Below are 14,538 nucleotides of genomic sequence, written 5' to 3'. Positions count from 1 at the left end.
CAGCTCCCACAGGGGCTTCGGTGAATCTCGGATCAGCGCTTGGCACTCACCATTCAGCGACGTTCGATTGGCACGAACTTGCGCTGGTCGACGCCGGTGTACTCGGCGCTTGGGCGGATGATGCGGTTGTTGGCGCGCTGTTCGAAAACGTGCGCGGCCCAGCCGGTCAGGCGCGAGCAGACGAAGATCGGCGTGAACAGCTTGGTCGGAATGCCCATGAAGTGGTACGCCGAGGCATGGTAGAAGTCGGCGTTGGGGAACAGTTTCTTCTGCTCCCACATGGTCTTGTCGATCGCTTCGGAAACCGCGAACAGCACCTTGTCACCGACCTCGTCGGCGAGTTTTTTCGACCAGCCCTTGATCACCTCGTTGCGCGGGTCGCTGTCCTTATAGATCGCGTGGCCGAAGCCCATGATCTTGTCCTTGCGCTCGAGCATGCCGAGGGTGCCCTTGATCGCCTCCTCGGGCGAAGAGAAGCGCTCGATCATGTCCATTGCCGCTTCGTTGGCGCCGCCATGCAACGGACCGCGCAGCGAGCCGATAGCTGCGGTGACGCAGGAATACAGGTCCGACAGGGTCGATGCGCAAACACGTGCGGTAAACGTCGAGGCGTTGAATTCGTGTTCGGCGTAAAGAATCAACGACACGTTCATGACTTTGACGTGCAGTTCGCTCGGCTTCTTGCCATGCAGCAAGTGCAGAAAGTGGCCGCCGATGCTCGGCTCGTCGCTCACGCAATCGATGCGCTTGCCGTCGTGGCTGAAGCGATACCAGTAGCACATGATCGCCGGGAACGCGGCGAGCAGGCGATCGGTCTTGTCGCGCTGCTCGGAGAAGTCTTTCTCCGGCTCGATGTTGCCAAGAAACGAACAGCCGGTGCGCATCACGTCCATCGGATGGGCATCGGCGGGGATGCGTTCCAGCACTTCCTTGAGCGCTTGCGGCAAGTCGCGCAGCTTGCTCAGTTTGTCTTGATAGGCGGCGAGTTGCGCCTGGGTCGGCAGTTCGCCGTACAGCAGCAGGTACGCTACTTCTTCAAATTGCGCGTCGGCGGCCAGTTCGCGCACATCGTAGCCGCGGTAAGTCAGCCCGGCTCCGGCCTGGCCCACGGTGGACAATGCGGTTTGCCCGGCCACCTGGCCCCGGAGCCCGGCGCCACTGAGTACTTTTGCTTCGGCCATTGTTGTCTCCAGTTTTCTTGAATTTGTAGGGGAAACAGGTGGGAGCGAGCCTGCTCGCGAAGAGTGCATCAGGGACACCGCGTTATCGTTGGCGCCCATTCGCGAGCAGGCTCGCTCCCACAGGGGTTTGTTCAGCCTTTTTTCTGTGCAAACAACGCATCGAGCTTCTGCTCGAACGTGTGGTAATCAATACGATCGTAAAGCTCCATGCGAGTCTGCATGGTGTCGATGACATTCTGTTGCGTGCCGTCGCGGCGGATCGCGGTGTAGACGTTTTCCGCGGCCTTGTTCATCGCGCGAAACGCCGACAGCGGATACAGCACCAGCGACACGTCGGCACCAGCCAGTTGCTCGGTGGTGTAGAGCGGCGTCGCGCCGAATTCGGTGATGTTGGCCAGGATCGGCGCTTTCACCCGGCTGGCGAACAGCTTGTACATCTCAAGCTCGGTAATCGCCTCGGGGAAGATCATGTCGGCGCCCGCTTCGATGCACGCCGCCGCGCGATCCAGCGCCGATTCCAGGCCTTCCACCGCCAGCGCGTCGGTGCGCGCCATGATCACAAAGCTGTCGTCGGTGCGCGCATCGACCGCGGCTTTGATGCGATCGACCATTTCCTGCTGGCTGACGATCTCTTTGTTCGGGCGATGGCCACAGCGCTTGGCGCCGACCTGATCTTCAATATGAATCGCCGCCGCGCCGAACTTGATCATCGATTTGACGGTGCGCGCGACGTTGAACGCTGACGAGCCGAAACCGGTGTCGACGTCTACCAGCAGCGGCAGGTCGCAAACGTCGGTAATGCGCCGCACGTCCGTCAAGACGTCATCGAGACCGGTGATGCCCAGATCCGGCACGCCGAGCGAACCTGCGGCCACCCCGCCACCGGACAGGTAGATCGCCTTGAAACCGGCGCGCTTGGCCAGCAGCGCGTGGTTGGCGTTGATCGCACCGACCACTTGCAATGGATGCTCGCTGGCGACCGCATCGCGGAAACGCTGGCCTGGCGTGTTCAGTCTGGAACTCATGACTCACCTCGTTCAGTGGCTGTCTTATTGTGGGCGCCGTCCTGGTAATGACGGGCGATGTTGCGTTTCGAGGCGCCGATATGGCGGCGCATCAGCAATTCGGCGAGCTCGCCGTCACGGTCGGCGATGGCATCGAGAATCCGGTGATGTTCGGCGAAAGCCTGACGCGGTCGGTTCGGCGTGGTGGAAAACTGAATGCGGTACATGCGCACCAGTTGGTACAGCTCACCGCAAAGCATCTGCGTCAGCGTGCGATTACCGCTGCCCTGGATGATCCGGTAGTGGAAGTCGAAATCGCCTTCCTGCTGGTAGTAGCCGACACCGGCCTGAAACGCTGCGTCGCGCTCGTGGGTTTCCAGCACCCGGCGCAGCTCATCGATTTCTTCTACGCTCATGCGTTCGGCCGCCAGGCGGCAGGCCATGCCTTCGAGAGATTCGCGGATTTCGTAGAGTTCGATCAATTCGGCATGGTTGAGCGACACCACCCGCGCGCCGACGTGCGGCACACGCACCAGCAGGCGCTGGCCCTCCAGGCGATGAATCGCCTCACGCAACGGTCCGCGGCTGATGCCGTAGGTGCGCGCCAGCTCCGGCTCGGAAATCTTGCTGCCCGGGGCGATTTCACCTTTGACGATAGCGGCCTGAATGCGCCGGAAGACGTTTTCCGAAAGCGTCTCGGTATCTTCGCCGCTGATGACTGGGGGATCGAGTTGATCCAGCATGATTGTCGACACCTTGATATCCAATGCGGCAAAAACTAGCTAATTAGCCCGCATCCGTCAAAGGATAATTAGGTATTGTCGACAATCGTCTAATAACCGCAGCCAACTGTTCGCTTACCCCCTGTGGGAGCGAGCCTGCTCGCGAAGGCGGTGTGTCATTCGAAACAGATGCTGACTGATATTGCGCCTTCGCGAGCAGGCTCGCTCCCACAGGGGTATCTGCTCAAGGGTGACGGGACGGCGCAAGCGCTGGCGCCATAAAACCACCGTGCTAGAATGCCGCCCGCATTTGCTGGCCATTTACAGGCTTGTCATAAAAAGCTGAAAGGCACACGAAGGGACCTGCGCACGCTGTGTCAGGTGCCCCAACCGACCACGGAACGCTGCGCACCAGGATTTATGAGACTCAAGCCTTTCCCGACATTTTTCGCACTGTTTTGCCTGCCCGGCCTCGCCGCCGCGGGGGAAAAAACCGTGTATGGCCTCAACGAATACGCTTCGCTCGATGGCATCAATCTGGAAGTCGCGGCCAAACTCGACACCGGGGCGAAAACCGCCTCGCTGAGCGCCCGCGACATCAAACGCTTCAAACGCAACGGTGAGTCCTGGGTACGCTTCTACCTGGCCATCGATGCCGCGCATTCGCACCCGATCGAACGGCCACTGGCCCGCGTCAGCAAGATCAAGCGCCGCGCCGGCGACTACGATCCGGAAGAAGGCAAGAAATACACCGCCCGTCCGGTGATCGAGCTGGATATCTGCATGGGTTCGGCCATGCGCAGCATCGAAGTGAACCTGACCGACCGAAGTGCGTTCCAATACCCGCTTTTGATTGGCTCCGAGGCGCTGAAACGCTTCGACGCGCTGGTCGACCCCAGTCTTAAATACGCTGCCGGCAAACCTGCCTGCACCATCGCCGCTCATACCGCCGAGTAATTTCCATGCGTTCTCTAACCTTCCACCTGAAAATCCTGATCGCCGTGCTGGTGCTGCTGGGCGTTTCGGTTACGGCCTATCAGATTTTCGTGCTCGGCATCCCGGTGACCGAAGACGCCACCGACGACCTGTGGAACATCGACGCCAAGGTCGAGTTCGTCGCCAGCACCAAGGACCCGGTCAAGATCCAGATGTTCGTGCCGCCGCTGAGCCGCGACTACGTCAGCCTCAACGAAAGCTTCATCTCCAATAACTACGGCGTCGCGGTCAACCGCGTCGACGGCAACCGCAAGGTGACCTGGTCGGCCCGTCGCGCCAAAGGCAACCAGACGCTCTACTACCGCCTGGTACTGACCAAGCGCTACACCGCCGAAAAATCCAAGGTCAAAGGCCCGACCTTCCGCGACAGCATGGTCATCGAAGGCCCGGAAAAAATCGCCGCCGAAGCGCTGCTCGCGCCGATTCGCCAGCATTCGGCCGACGTCGAAACCTTCATTGGCGAAGCGATCAAGCGGGTCAACAACCTCAACGATGACAACGTGAAACTGCTGCTGGCCGGCGATCCGTCCACCGCGCACAAAGCGAAAATCGTCGAACTGCTGCTGTCCATCGCTCACGTGCCAGTAGAAAAAGTCCACACCATCCGCCTCGTCGCCGATCAGCCGCAAATGCCGGAACTGTGGCTGCGCAGCTTCAATGGCACTGACTGGCTGTACTTCAACCCGGAAACCGGCGAACAGGGCCTGCCGACCGACCGCCTGCTGTGGTGGACCGGCGATGAAAACCTGATCACTGTCGATGGCGGCAAGAAGGCCAACGTAACGTTCAGCCTCAACAACAGCGAGATGAACGCGATTCGCCTGGCCAAGCTGACCGACGAAAACACCGACGCCAACTTCCTCGAATACTCCCTGTACGGCTTGCCACTGCAGACCCAGCAGACGTTCATGATCATGGTGATGATCCCGATCGGCGTGCTGGTGATCCTGATCCTGCGCAACCTGATCGGCCTGCAGACCCTCGGCACGTTCACCCCGGTGCTGATCGCCCTGGCCTTCCGTGAAACGCAACTGGGCTTCGGCATTCTGCTGTTCACCGTAATCACGGCGCTGGGCCTGTCGTTACGCTCCTATCTTGAGCATCTGAAGCTGCAAATGCTGCCGCGCCTGTCGGTGGTGTTGACGTTTGTCGTGGTGTTGATCGCCGCGATCAGCCTGTTCAGCCACAAGCTCGGCCTGGAACGTGGCTTGTCGGTGGCACTGTTCCCGATGGTGATTCTGACCATGACCATCGAACGCCTGTCGATTACCTGGGAAGAGCGCGGCGCCAGCCATGCGATGAAAGTGGCGATCGGCACGCTGTTCGCCGCGTCCCTGGCGCACTTGATCATGACCGTGCCGGAACTGGTGTATTTCGTCTTCACGTTCCCGGCGATCCTGCTGATTCTGGTCGGCTTCATGCTGGCGATGGGTCGCTACCGCGGCTACCGCCTGACCGAACTGGTGCGGTTCAAGGCTTTCCTGAAGAAGGCTGACGCCTGATGTTCGGTTTCTGGAAGACCTGGAAGGCCCTGGAAGCCCGGGGCATCATGGGCATCAATCGACGTAACGCCGACTACGTGCTCAAGTACAACAAGCGCAGTCTGTACCCGATTGTCGACGACAAGATCATCACCAAGGAACGCGCCATTGCCGCTGGCATTCACGTGCCAGAGCTGTACGGGGTGATCTCCACCGAGAAGGAAATCGACAAGCTCGGCGAGATCATCGGCGGACGCAGCGACTTCGTGATCAAACCGGCCCAGGGCGCCGGCGGTGACGGCATCATTGTCATCGCCGACCGTTTCGAAGGCCGCTACCGCACTGTGTCAGGCAAGATCCTCGCCCATGAAGAGCTGGAGCATCACATTTCCAGCATCCTCACCGGCCTGTATTCGCTGGGCGGCCACCGCGACCGCGCACTGATCGAGTACCGCGTGACGCCGGACCAGATCTTCAAGAGCATCAGCTACGAAGGCGTGCCCGACATTCGCATCATCGTGCTGATGGGTTATCCAGTGATGGCGATGCTGCGTCTGCCGACCCGCCAGTCCGGCGGCAAGGCCAACCTGCACCAGGGCGCCATCGGCGTCGGTGTCGACCTGGCCACCGGCCTGACCCTGCGCGGCACCTGGCTGAACAACATCATCACCAAACACCCCGACACCACCAACGCAGTGGACGGTGTGCAACTGCCCTACTGGGACGGCTTCATGAAACTCGCGGCCGGCTGCTATGAACTGTGCGGACTGGGTTACATCGGCGTCGACATGGTGCTCGATCAGGAGAAAGGTCCGCTGATTCTGGAGCTGAATGCGCGGCCGGGGCTGAATATCCAGATTGCCAATGATTGCGGGCTGACCTTGCGTACCCATGCGGTTGAAGCACGGCTGGAAGAGCTGAAAGCGCGCGGGGTGAAGGAGTCGGTTGACGAGCGCGTGGCGTTTACACAGGAAATGTTTGGGCATATTCCTGCGGTCGAGGGCTGATCCAAAACCGAGCCGCGGCCTTCGCGAGCAGGCTCACTCCTACATTTGGAAAGCGTTCCCCTGTAGGAGTGAGCCTGCTCGCGATGACTTATTCACAGTCACCACAGAAATACCCCTGCCGCCAATCTGCCAATCACCGACATCCCCTCTAGGAGCAATTCCTACAGAAGACTACAATCCCCACCCCCGCCTCGATGGCCGATCTGCCCCGCCCATGTTGACCTGTTCCGTATTCCCGCTGCCCTACCGCGCCAATCCCGCTGACTACTTCGCGGTCATTCGCAACGCCCCTGGCGCCGTGCTGCTCGACAGCGGTCGGCCGAGTGCCGAGCGGGGCCGTTATGACCTGCTCAGCGCCTGGCCGCTGGAACAATTGGCGGTGCTGCCGGACGAGGGCGGCGCGCATTTTCTGCAACGCCTGCGCGACAACCTCGGCCGTTTGGGCGAAGCGCAATTGCCGGTTGGGTATGAGTTACCGTTCGCCGGCGGCCTGATCGGTTATCTGAGCTATGACTTCGGGCGGCATCTGGAATACTTGCCCAGCCAGGCGCTGGATGATCTGCAATTGCCCGAAGCGCGTTTTGGCCTGTACGACTGGGCGTTGATCAGCGATCACCAGACTCAAACCAGCCAATTGGTCTTTCATCCGTCGGTTGCCGCCGGTGAACAGCAGCGATTGACGGCGCTGTTCACCCAACCACGGGCTGACGCACTGACGCCGTTCAAACTGAACAAACCGATGAGCGCCGATCTCTCGGCCGACGAATACCGTCAGGCGTTCGAACGCATTCAGCAGTACATTCAGGCCGGTGACTGCTATCAGGTCAACTTTGCCCAGCGCTTCCGCGCGCCGTGCGAGGGCGATCCATGGCTGGCTTATTGCGCCCTGCGCCAAGCCTGCCCGACCCCTTTTTCCGGTTTCCAGAGTCTGCCCGACGGCGGCGCAGTGCTGAGCCTGTCGCCGGAACGCTTCGTCAAAGTCAGCCAGCGCCAGGTGGAAACCCGCCCGATCAAAGGCACCCGCCCCCGCGGCCTGACGCCCGGCGAAGACGCGGCCAACGCCGCCGAACTGCTGGCAAGCCCCAAGGATCGCGCGGAGAACCTGATGATCGTCGATCTGTTGCGCAACGACCTCGGGCGCACGTGCCGCATCGGCTCGGTACGGGTGCCGGAATTGTTCAGTCTGGAAAGCTATCCGAATGTGCACCACTTGGTCAGCAGCGTGACCGGAGAATTGGCGGATGATCGCGACGCACTGGATTTGATTGCCGGCAGTTTCCCCGGCGGCTCGATCACCGGCGCGCCGAAAATTCGCGCCATGCAGATCATTGATGAGCTGGAGCCAACCCGGCGTGGGTTGTACTGCGGTTCGTTGCTGTATCTCGACGTGCGCGGCGAGATGGACAGCTCCATCGCGATTCGCAGTCTGCTGGTCAAGGATGCGCAGGTGTGCTGCTGGGGCGGCGGCGGGATCGTTGCTGATTCGCAGTGGCAGGCCGAGTATCAGGAATCGATTACCAAAGTGCGGATTCTCCTCGACACCCTGCAGAACCTCTGACCACTTGTGGCGAGGGAGCTTGCTCCCGCTGGAGGGCGGAGCGCTCCCAAAATCTTTGCGACTGCTGCGCAGCCGAGCGGGAGCAAGCTCCCTCGCCACAAGTATCAGTTGATCGTTCCCTCGCTCTGCGTGGGAATGCAGCCCGGGGCGCTCCGCGTCCCATCCAAAGCCGAACGCGGAACGTCCGTTGAGGCATTCCCACGCGGAGCGTGGGAACGATCATCACTCCTCGACGCCCTGCAGAACCTCTGATCCCTCGCCACAAGTATCAGTTACAAGCTGAGGTCGCGGCTTGAGGCTTTGAGGAACTCCCGCTTCAGCTCGGCAAACGTATGCACCGCCGGAAACTGCGGGAATTCACGAATAACATTCTCCGGCGCATGAAACAGAATCCCCGCGTCCGCCTCACCCAGCATCGTCGTGTCGTTGTACGAATCGCCCGCTGCAATCACCCGGTAATACAGGCTCTTGAACGCCAGCACCGACTGGCGCTTGGGATCTTTCTGGCGTAACTGATAGCTGGTCACCCGCCCGGTTTCGTCAGTGATCAACCGATGGCAGAGCAAGGTCGGAAAGCCCAGTTGGCGCATCAGCGGCTGCGAGAACTCATAGAAGGTGTCCGAGAGAATCACCACCTGGAAGCGCTCGCGCAGCCAGTTGACGAATTCCACGGCACCCTCCAGCGGCTGCAGCGTGGCGATCACTTCCTGGATGTCCGACAGTTTCAGGCCGTGTTCATCGAGAATGCGCAGACGCTGCTTCATCAGCACGTCGTAATCGGGAATGTCCCGGGTGGTGGCCTTGAGGGATTCGATTCCGGTTTTTTCGGCGAAGGCGATCCAGATTTCCGGTACCAATACCCCTTCAAGATCCAGGCAAGCAATTTCCACAAGACACTCCCGTTTGTAGTGATTATTTGAGTCGAGCGAGGCCGAACTCTAGCGCCTGCACCTGACGGGCGCAACGCACGGGACGCCCCGGGCGCGGCAGCTTTTTGTTACCATCGTCGCCATATAGAGCGCCCAGCGCCACCGACCTGTAGGAAGCCGCCCTGATGAGCCCAACGTTCGACGTCGTGGAACTCGCCACGACCTATGCCAATAAATCCGCCCAAGACATCCTCAAACTGGCGTTTGCCGAGTTCGGCGATGACCTGTGGATCTCTTTCAGCGGCGCCGAGGATGTGGTGCTGGTGGACATGGCCTGGAAGCTCAACAAAAACGTCAAAGTGTTCAGCCTCGACACTGGTCGTCTGCACCCCGAGACCTACCGATTTATCGAACAGGTACGTGAGCACTACAAGATCGACATCGAAATCGTCTCGCCGGACCACGCGAAACTGGAACCGTTCGTGAAGGAAAAAGGCCTGTTCAGTTTCTACCGCGACGGCCACGGCGAATGCTGCGGCATCCGCAAGATCGAACCGCTGCGGCGCAAACTGTCCGGCGTCAAAGCCTGGGCCACCGGCCAGCGCCGCGACCAGAGCCCGGGCACCCGTAGCGCTGTAGCTGTGCTGGAAATCGACACCGCGTTCTCGACGCCGGAACGCACCCTGTACAAGTTCAACCCACTGGCGCAGATGACCAGCGAAGAGATCTGGGGCTACATCCGTATGCTGGAATTGCCGTACAACAGCCTGCATGAGCGCGGCTTCATCAGCATCGGCTGCGAGCCCTGCACCCGCCCGGTCCTGCCGAACCAGCATGAGCGCGAAGGCCGGTGGTGGTGGGAAGAAGCGACGCAGAAAGAGTGCGGGTTGCATGCGGGGAACATCATCAGCAAGAGCAAGGTCTAGTCCTCAGCCGCGCTGATTTCCCTGTGTAGGAGTGAGCCTGCTCGCGATAGCGCTGTGTCAGCTGAGATGGGTCTTGCTGATACAGCGCTATCGCGAGCAGGCTCACTCCTACAGTAATCTCGAGCGACGCGAAAAATGTGTACACACAAATGTCACCATCGGTGCCATTTATGTGTGCACTTTTTGTTTTCACGCCCTGAAAAGTTACACGCCTTTCAAAAGATTCCCGCCCTCGCCTGCCCCCGAAATTTTTCCCTGAAAAAATTAACCTGTTCATTCGGTCAATTTAAATTTCCATTTTTTCAGCAACTTACCGCGCCTCGATAACTTTTCGAAATGAGTACGGCCGCCCATAGATTCGCAACTGGCACAGATCTGGCTTAAGTGCATACATGTTTTGTATACAAAACCGCAAAACATGCACACACTTTCGATCCGCACGCCTGAAGCGCCCTATCCCGTACAGGCTGCAGATGCCCCTAACCTGCGATGTTTCATTGCCGCGACGAAGATTTGTCGAGCCTGGCGGCTCATGCACAGTCATCGCGGCCCTGAGCATCAGGAGCCTGCCGGAATGCGTACAAGTCTTTCGAACAACATCGCGCTGAATCTGCCGTCCTCCACACTTGACCAACCGTTGCCCCATGACGGGGTGGACGAGCCGCTGAGTCCGCGCCTGCACAACAGCGACCTGGCGCCGACCAAGGCCGAAGGTCGACGCTGGGGCAAATACAGCATCTTTGCCCTGTGGACCAACGATGTGCACAACATCGCCAATTATTCGTTCGCCATCGGCCTGTATGCGCTGGGCCTGGGCGGCTGGCAGATTCTGTTGTCGTTGGGGATCGGCGCGGCGCTGGTGTACTTCTTCATGAACCTGTCCGGGTACATGGGCCAGAAGACCGGCGTGCCGTTTCCAGTGATCAGCCGCATCAGTTTCGGCATCCACGGCGCGCAGATTCCTGCACTGATCCGGGCGGTTATCGCCATCGCCTGGTTCGGCATCCAGACCTATCTGGCCTCGGTGGTGTTTCGTGTGTTGCTGACCGCCGTGCATCCCGGCTTCGCTGAATACGACCACAACTCGATCCTCGGTCTGTCGACATTGGGTTGGGTGTGCTTCGTGGCAATCTGGCTGGTGCAACTGGTCATCCTCGCCTACGGCATGGAAATGGTCCGCCGTTATGAAGCCTTTGCCGGCCCGGTGATTTTGCTGACGGTTGCCGCCCTTGCCGCGTGGATGTATTTCCAGGCCAACGCAACCATCGCCTGGTCGATCCGCGAGCCGCTGACGGGCGGTGAGATGTGGCGCAACATCTTTGCCGGCGGCGCTTTATGGCTGGCGATCTACGGCACGCTGATCCTCAACTTCTGCGACTTCGCCCGCTCGTCGCCCTGCCGCAAAACCATCCAGGTGGGAAATTTCTGGGGTTTGCCGGTGAATATTCTGCTGTTCGCCGCGATTACCGTCGTGCTGTGCGGCGCGCAATTCCAGATCAACGGCCGCATCATCGAAAGTCCGACCGAGATCATCGCTTCGATTCCTAACACGTTTTTTCTGGTACTCGGTTGCCTGGCGTTCCTGATCGTCACCGTCGCGGTGAACATCATGGCGAACTTCGTCGCCCCGGCGTTCGTGCTCAGTAATCTGGCGCCGAAATACCTGACCTTCCGCCGCGCCGGGCTGATCAGCGCGACCATCGCCGTGTTGATCCTGCCGTGGAATCTCTACAACAGTCCGTTGGTGATCGTGTATTTCCTGTCCGGCCTGGGCGCTCTGCTCGGCCCGCTGTACGGAGTGATCATGGTTGACTACTGGCTGATCCGCAAAGGCCGGATCCATGTGCCACAGCTCTACAGCGAAGCGCCACACGGTGCTTATTACTACAGTCGCGGCGTCAATTTCCGCGCGGTGGCGGCGTTTATTCCTGCTGCGTTGATCGCCATCGTCCTGGCATTGGTCCCGGGCTTCCACAGCGTTTCGCCATTTTCCTGGCTGATCGGCGCCGGAATCGCCGGCATGCTGTATCTGATCATTGCCAAACGTCAGCCGCACTACGCCGATGTCAGCGGCGAAGCCATCGCGGTCGATAACGTCTGCCATTAATTTCCTCGCGGCCCGGTTTCGGGCCGCAAAACTGCCCGCAATAAGGATTTTCCATGCGCATTCTCGTGGTCAACGTCAATACCACCGAATCCATCACCGATGCCATCGCCCGTTCGGCGCAGGCCGTCGCCTCACCCGGTACGGAAATCGTCGGCCTGACGCCATACTTCGGCGCCGAGTCGATCGAAGGCAATTTCGAAAGCTACCTGGCCGCCATCGCCGTAATGGATCGCGTGATGTCCTACGATCAGCCATTCGATGCCGTGATTCAGGCTGGCTACGGCGAACACGGCCGCGAGGGCCTGCAGGAATTGCTCAACGTGCCGGTGGTGGACATCACCGACGCCGCCGCCAGCACGGCGATGTTCCTCGGCCATGCCTATTCGGTAGTGACCACGCTGGATCGCACCGTGCCGCTGATCGAGGATCGCCTGAAACTCTCCGGCCTGTGGGATCGCTGTGCCTCGGTGCGGGCCAGCGGCCTGGCCGTGCTGGAGCTGGAACACGAGCCGCAGCGCGCGCTGGAAGCGATTGTGCACCAGGCCGAACTGGCGGTAACGCAGGACAAGGCAGAAGTGATATGCCTGGGTTGCGGCGGCATGGCCGGGCTGGACGAGCAGATTCGTCGACGCACCGGAGTGCCGGTGGTGGATGGCGTGACGGCGGCGGTGACGATTGCCGAAGCGCTGGTGCGCTTGAACTTGTCGACGTCCAAGGTGCGCACCTATGCGACGCCGCGGCCGAAGAACATTGTTGGCTGGCCGGGGCGGTTTGCTCGATAGACCGTGTCATCGTTCATCGCGAGCAGGCTCACTCCTACAGGGGAACGCATTCCAAATGTAGGAGTGAGCCTGCTCGCGATGGCCGCAACCAAGTCCCAAGCCTTGCTCAAACAGCACTAAACCGCCGCGCCAAGCCCTGCTCGGCAAACTGCTCGATAACGAAATCGACAAACGCGCGAGTCTTGCCAGGCAGGAGTTTGTGCTCGGCGTAATAGATCGAGATGTTGCCATCATCGACAAACCAGTCCGGCAACACCCGCTGCAACGTCCCCGCCTCCAGATACCCAACGGCGAACGGCATGCTCACCAGGGCAATCCCCAAACCTTGCGCTGCCGTCGCGCAGGCTGCTTCGGAATCGCTCATGGTCATCCGCAGCTTTAACGTCAACGGGTTATGCTGCTGATCGCGGTGGGTCAGTTGCCAGGAGCGTACGCGCCCGGTTTGCGGTGAGCGAATCAGAATCCCGTCGTGTCGGGCGAGATCATCGGGATGGCTGATCGGCGCATGGCTGTGCAGATAATCCTTTGACGCCACCAGTACCCGATGGGCCGCGGTCAGCCTGCGCGCCACCACACCCGGTGGCAGTTCGAAGCCGCCGCCGATGGCTGCGTCGAAGCCCTGCCCGATCAGGTCGACCTGGCGATTATCGAAGTGCCAGTCCGGGTTGATCGCCGGGTAGCGACGCAAAAACTCACCGAGCAGCGGCACGATATACAAACGTCCGAACACCGTGCCCATGCTGACTTTTAACGACCCGGCAGGTTGCCCTTCGGCGCTGGCCAGATTGGCCACGGCATTCTGGATCGTAGTCAGGCTCGCGCTGACCTCCGTCAAAAAGCGCTGCCCGGCTTCGGTCAGTGTCAGGCTGCGGGTACTGCGCTGAAACAGTCGCACCCCTAGTCGGGCTTCCAGCTTCGCCACGCTTTTGCCGACCGCGGCCGGCGTCAGGCTCAGGCGTCGCGCCGCTTCGGCAAAACTGCCGACTTCGGCACTGCGCACGAAGCATTCGATACTGCTGAAGGTTTCCATGAGCGCCACTATAAACTTCTGGTTTACACAGACTATAGCAATCAGGGTCTACACGGTTGTCGGTAACAGGTCGATACTCGGCTGCAACAACAGGGCATCCCGCCTTGAACATTTGGAGATCGAAGATGACCACTCAAAACTTCAGCGGCAAAGTCGCTCTGATTCAAGGCGGTTCGCGCGGTATCGGCGCGGCCATCGTCAAACGCCTTGCTGCTGAAGGCGCCGCGGTAGCCTTCACCTATGTCAGCTCGGCGGCAAAAGCTGAAGAACTGCAAAACAGCATCACTGGCAATGGTGGCAAAGCCTTGGCGATCAAGGCCGACAGCGCCGATGCCGACGCGATCCGCCACGCCGTCAGCGCCACGGTCGAAGCGTTTGGCCGCCTGGATATTCTGGTCAACAACGCCGGCGTACTGGCCATCGCACCGCTGGAAGAGTTCAAACTGGAAGACTTCGATCAGACGCTGGCGATCAACGTGCGCAGCGTGTTCATCGCTTCGCAGGAAGCGGCGAAACACATGGGCGAAGGTTCGCGGATCATCAACATCGGCAGCACCAACGCCGACCGCATGCCATTCGGCGGTGGCGGCGTATATGCAATGAGCAAATCGGCACTGGTCGGTCTGACCAAGGGCCTGGCTCGCGATCTCGGCCCACGGGGCATCACCATCAACAATGTGCAGCCCGGCCCGGTTGACACCGACATGAACCCGGCACACGGTGACTTCGCCGAAAGCCTGATTCCCCTCATGGCCGTGGGCCGTTACGGCACCGCCGATGAAATTGCCAGTTTCGTAGCGTATCTGGCCGGGCCGGAAGCCGGCTATATCACCGGGGCCAGCCTGACCATCGACGGTGGTTTCGGCGCCTGATTA

Annotated in this window: 13 protein-coding genes and 1 pseudogene; 8 read left to right on the top strand and 6 right to left on the bottom strand. The window is 60.2% G+C overall.

Going from position 1 to position 14,538, the window contains the following annotated elements; genetic code table 11:
- Window positions 1-53: 53 nt before the first annotated feature.
- From prpC to HU743_RS27460, 4 genes and pseudogenes are all read right to left on the bottom strand, one after another.
- On the bottom strand, window positions 54-1,181 hold the full coding sequence (gene prpC / locus HU743_RS19150) for a 2-methylcitrate synthase (protein WP_186650539.1): 1,128 nt from the start codon (window positions 1,179-1,181) through the stop codon (window positions 54-56).
- Window positions 1,182-1,312: 131 nt separating this feature from the next.
- Window positions 1,313-2,206, bottom strand: a complete 894-nt coding sequence (gene prpB, locus HU743_RS19145; RefSeq protein ID WP_186551582.1) for a methylisocitrate lyase — start codon at window positions 2,204-2,206, stop codon at window positions 1,313-1,315.
- Window positions 2,203-2,925 carry a GntR family transcriptional regulator gene (locus tag HU743_RS19140; protein ID WP_186551606.1) on the bottom strand — a complete coding sequence of 241 codons (723 nt, stop codon included), beginning with the start codon at window positions 2,923-2,925 and terminating at the stop codon, window positions 2,203-2,205. The genes prpB and HU743_RS19140 overlap by 4 nt, the downstream gene beginning before the upstream one ends.
- A gap of 124 nt (window positions 2,926-3,049) precedes the next feature.
- Window positions 3,050-3,139: pseudogene (locus tag HU743_RS27460) on the bottom strand (metal ABC transporter ATP-binding protein); the annotation flags it as partial.
- Window positions 3,140-3,327: 188 nt separating this feature from the next.
- On the opposite strand from HU743_RS27460, the gene HU743_RS19135 reads away from it, so the two are divergent.
- The 4 genes from HU743_RS19135 (at window position 3,328) to pabB (ending at window position 7,949) form a co-directional block, all read left to right on the top strand.
- Window positions 3,328-3,864 (top strand): ATP-dependent zinc protease, encoded by a 537-nt coding sequence (locus HU743_RS19135; RefSeq protein ID WP_016983749.1) that lies wholly within the window; start codon window positions 3,328-3,330, stop codon window positions 3,862-3,864.
- Window positions 3,865-3,869: 5 nt separating this feature from the next.
- Window positions 3,870-5,405 (top strand): inactive transglutaminase family protein, encoded by a 1,536-nt coding sequence (locus tag HU743_RS19130; RefSeq protein ID WP_186551583.1) that lies wholly within the window; start codon window positions 3,870-3,872, stop codon window positions 5,403-5,405.
- Window positions 5,405-6,391 (top strand): alpha-L-glutamate ligase-like protein, encoded by a 987-nt coding sequence (locus HU743_RS19125; RefSeq protein WP_186551584.1) that lies wholly within the window; start codon window positions 5,405-5,407, stop codon window positions 6,389-6,391. Before HU743_RS19130 ends, HU743_RS19125 begins: the two co-directional genes overlap by 1 nt.
- 214 nt (window positions 6,392-6,605) lie before the next feature.
- Window positions 6,606-7,949, top strand: coding sequence for an aminodeoxychorismate synthase component I (gene pabB, locus HU743_RS19120; protein ID WP_186650537.1), 1,344 nt, complete (start codon window positions 6,606-6,608; stop codon window positions 7,947-7,949).
- A 272-nt stretch (window positions 7,950-8,221) separates the two neighbouring features.
- Here the strand turns inward: pabB and thrH are convergent, their stop codons facing one another.
- The gene (gene thrH / locus HU743_RS19115) at window positions 8,222-8,839 is read right to left on the bottom strand and encodes a bifunctional phosphoserine phosphatase/homoserine phosphotransferase ThrH (RefSeq protein ID WP_186650534.1); all 618 of its coding nucleotides are present in this window, start codon (window positions 8,837-8,839) and stop codon (window positions 8,222-8,224) included.
- A 164-nt stretch (window positions 8,840-9,003) separates the two neighbouring features.
- Between thrH and HU743_RS19110 the strand changes: the two genes are divergently transcribed.
- From HU743_RS19110 to HU743_RS19100, 3 genes are all read left to right on the top strand, one after another.
- The gene (locus HU743_RS19110; protein WP_186650532.1) at window positions 9,004-9,744 is read left to right on the top strand and encodes a phosphoadenylyl-sulfate reductase; all 741 of its coding nucleotides are present in this window, start codon (window positions 9,004-9,006) and stop codon (window positions 9,742-9,744) included.
- A 574-nt stretch (window positions 9,745-10,318) separates the two neighbouring features.
- Window positions 10,319-11,851 (top strand): NCS1 family nucleobase:cation symporter-1, encoded by a 1,533-nt coding sequence (locus HU743_RS19105; protein WP_186551588.1) that lies wholly within the window; start codon window positions 10,319-10,321, stop codon window positions 11,849-11,851.
- 53 nt (window positions 11,852-11,904) lie between these two features.
- Window positions 11,905-12,633 (top strand): aspartate/glutamate racemase family protein, encoded by a 729-nt coding sequence (locus HU743_RS19100; protein WP_186650530.1) that lies wholly within the window; start codon window positions 11,905-11,907, stop codon window positions 12,631-12,633.
- Between the two features lie 106 nt (window positions 12,634-12,739).
- On the opposite strand, the gene HU743_RS19095 is transcribed toward HU743_RS19100, so the two are convergent.
- Window positions 12,740-13,663, bottom strand: a complete 924-nt coding sequence (locus tag HU743_RS19095) for a LysR family transcriptional regulator (protein ID WP_186650528.1) — start codon at window positions 13,661-13,663, stop codon at window positions 12,740-12,742.
- Between the two features lie 125 nt (window positions 13,664-13,788).
- Here HU743_RS19095 and HU743_RS19090 point away from each other — a divergent pair, with 125 nt between their 5' ends.
- Window positions 13,789-14,535 (top strand): 3-oxoacyl-ACP reductase family protein, encoded by a 747-nt coding sequence (locus HU743_RS19090; protein WP_186551591.1) that lies wholly within the window; start codon window positions 13,789-13,791, stop codon window positions 14,533-14,535.
- Window positions 14,536-14,538 lie beyond the last annotated feature (3 nt).

Origin of the sequence: Pseudomonas sp. SWRI99 (genome assembly GCF_014270125.1) — a bacterium.
Taxonomy (GTDB): Bacteria; Pseudomonadota; Gammaproteobacteria; order Pseudomonadales; family Pseudomonadaceae; genus Aquipseudomonas; species Aquipseudomonas hamedanensis.
The sequence above is the reverse complement of the archived record's forward strand: the minus strand, read 5'-3'. Positions and strand labels throughout refer to the sequence as shown.

Excerpts from the sequence above, each read along its gene's own strand:
- prpB (WP_186551582.1), bottom strand. The coding sequence starts at position 2,206 with ATGAGTTCCAGACTGAACACGCCAGGCCAGCGTTTCCGCGATGCGGTC.
- pabB (WP_186650537.1), top strand. The coding sequence starts at position 6,606 with ATGTTGACCTGTTCCGTATTCCCGCTGCCCTACCGCGCCAATCCCGCT.
- HU743_RS19125 (WP_186551584.1), top strand. The coding sequence starts at position 5,405 with ATGTTCGGTTTCTGGAAGACCTGGAAGGCCCTGGAAGCCCGGGGCATC.
- HU743_RS19100 (WP_186650530.1), top strand. The coding sequence starts at position 11,905 with ATGCGCATTCTCGTGGTCAACGTCAATACCACCGAATCCATCACCGAT.
- HU743_RS19105 (WP_186551588.1), top strand. The coding sequence starts at position 10,319 with ATGCGTACAAGTCTTTCGAACAACATCGCGCTGAATCTGCCGTCCTCC.
- HU743_RS19135 (WP_016983749.1), top strand. The coding sequence starts at position 3,328 with ATGAGACTCAAGCCTTTCCCGACATTTTTCGCACTGTTTTGCCTGCCC.
- HU743_RS19130 (WP_186551583.1), top strand. The coding sequence starts at position 3,870 with ATGCGTTCTCTAACCTTCCACCTGAAAATCCTGATCGCCGTGCTGGTG.
- HU743_RS19110 (WP_186650532.1), top strand. The coding sequence starts at position 9,004 with ATGAGCCCAACGTTCGACGTCGTGGAACTCGCCACGACCTATGCCAAT.
- prpC (WP_186650539.1), bottom strand. The coding sequence starts at position 1,181 with ATGGCCGAAGCAAAAGTACTCAGTGGCGCCGGGCTCCGGGGCCAGGTG.
- HU743_RS19090 (WP_186551591.1), top strand. The coding sequence starts at position 13,789 with ATGACCACTCAAAACTTCAGCGGCAAAGTCGCTCTGATTCAAGGCGGT.
- HU743_RS19095 (WP_186650528.1), bottom strand. The coding sequence starts at position 13,663 with ATGGAAACCTTCAGCAGTATCGAATGCTTCGTGCGCAGTGCCGAAGTC.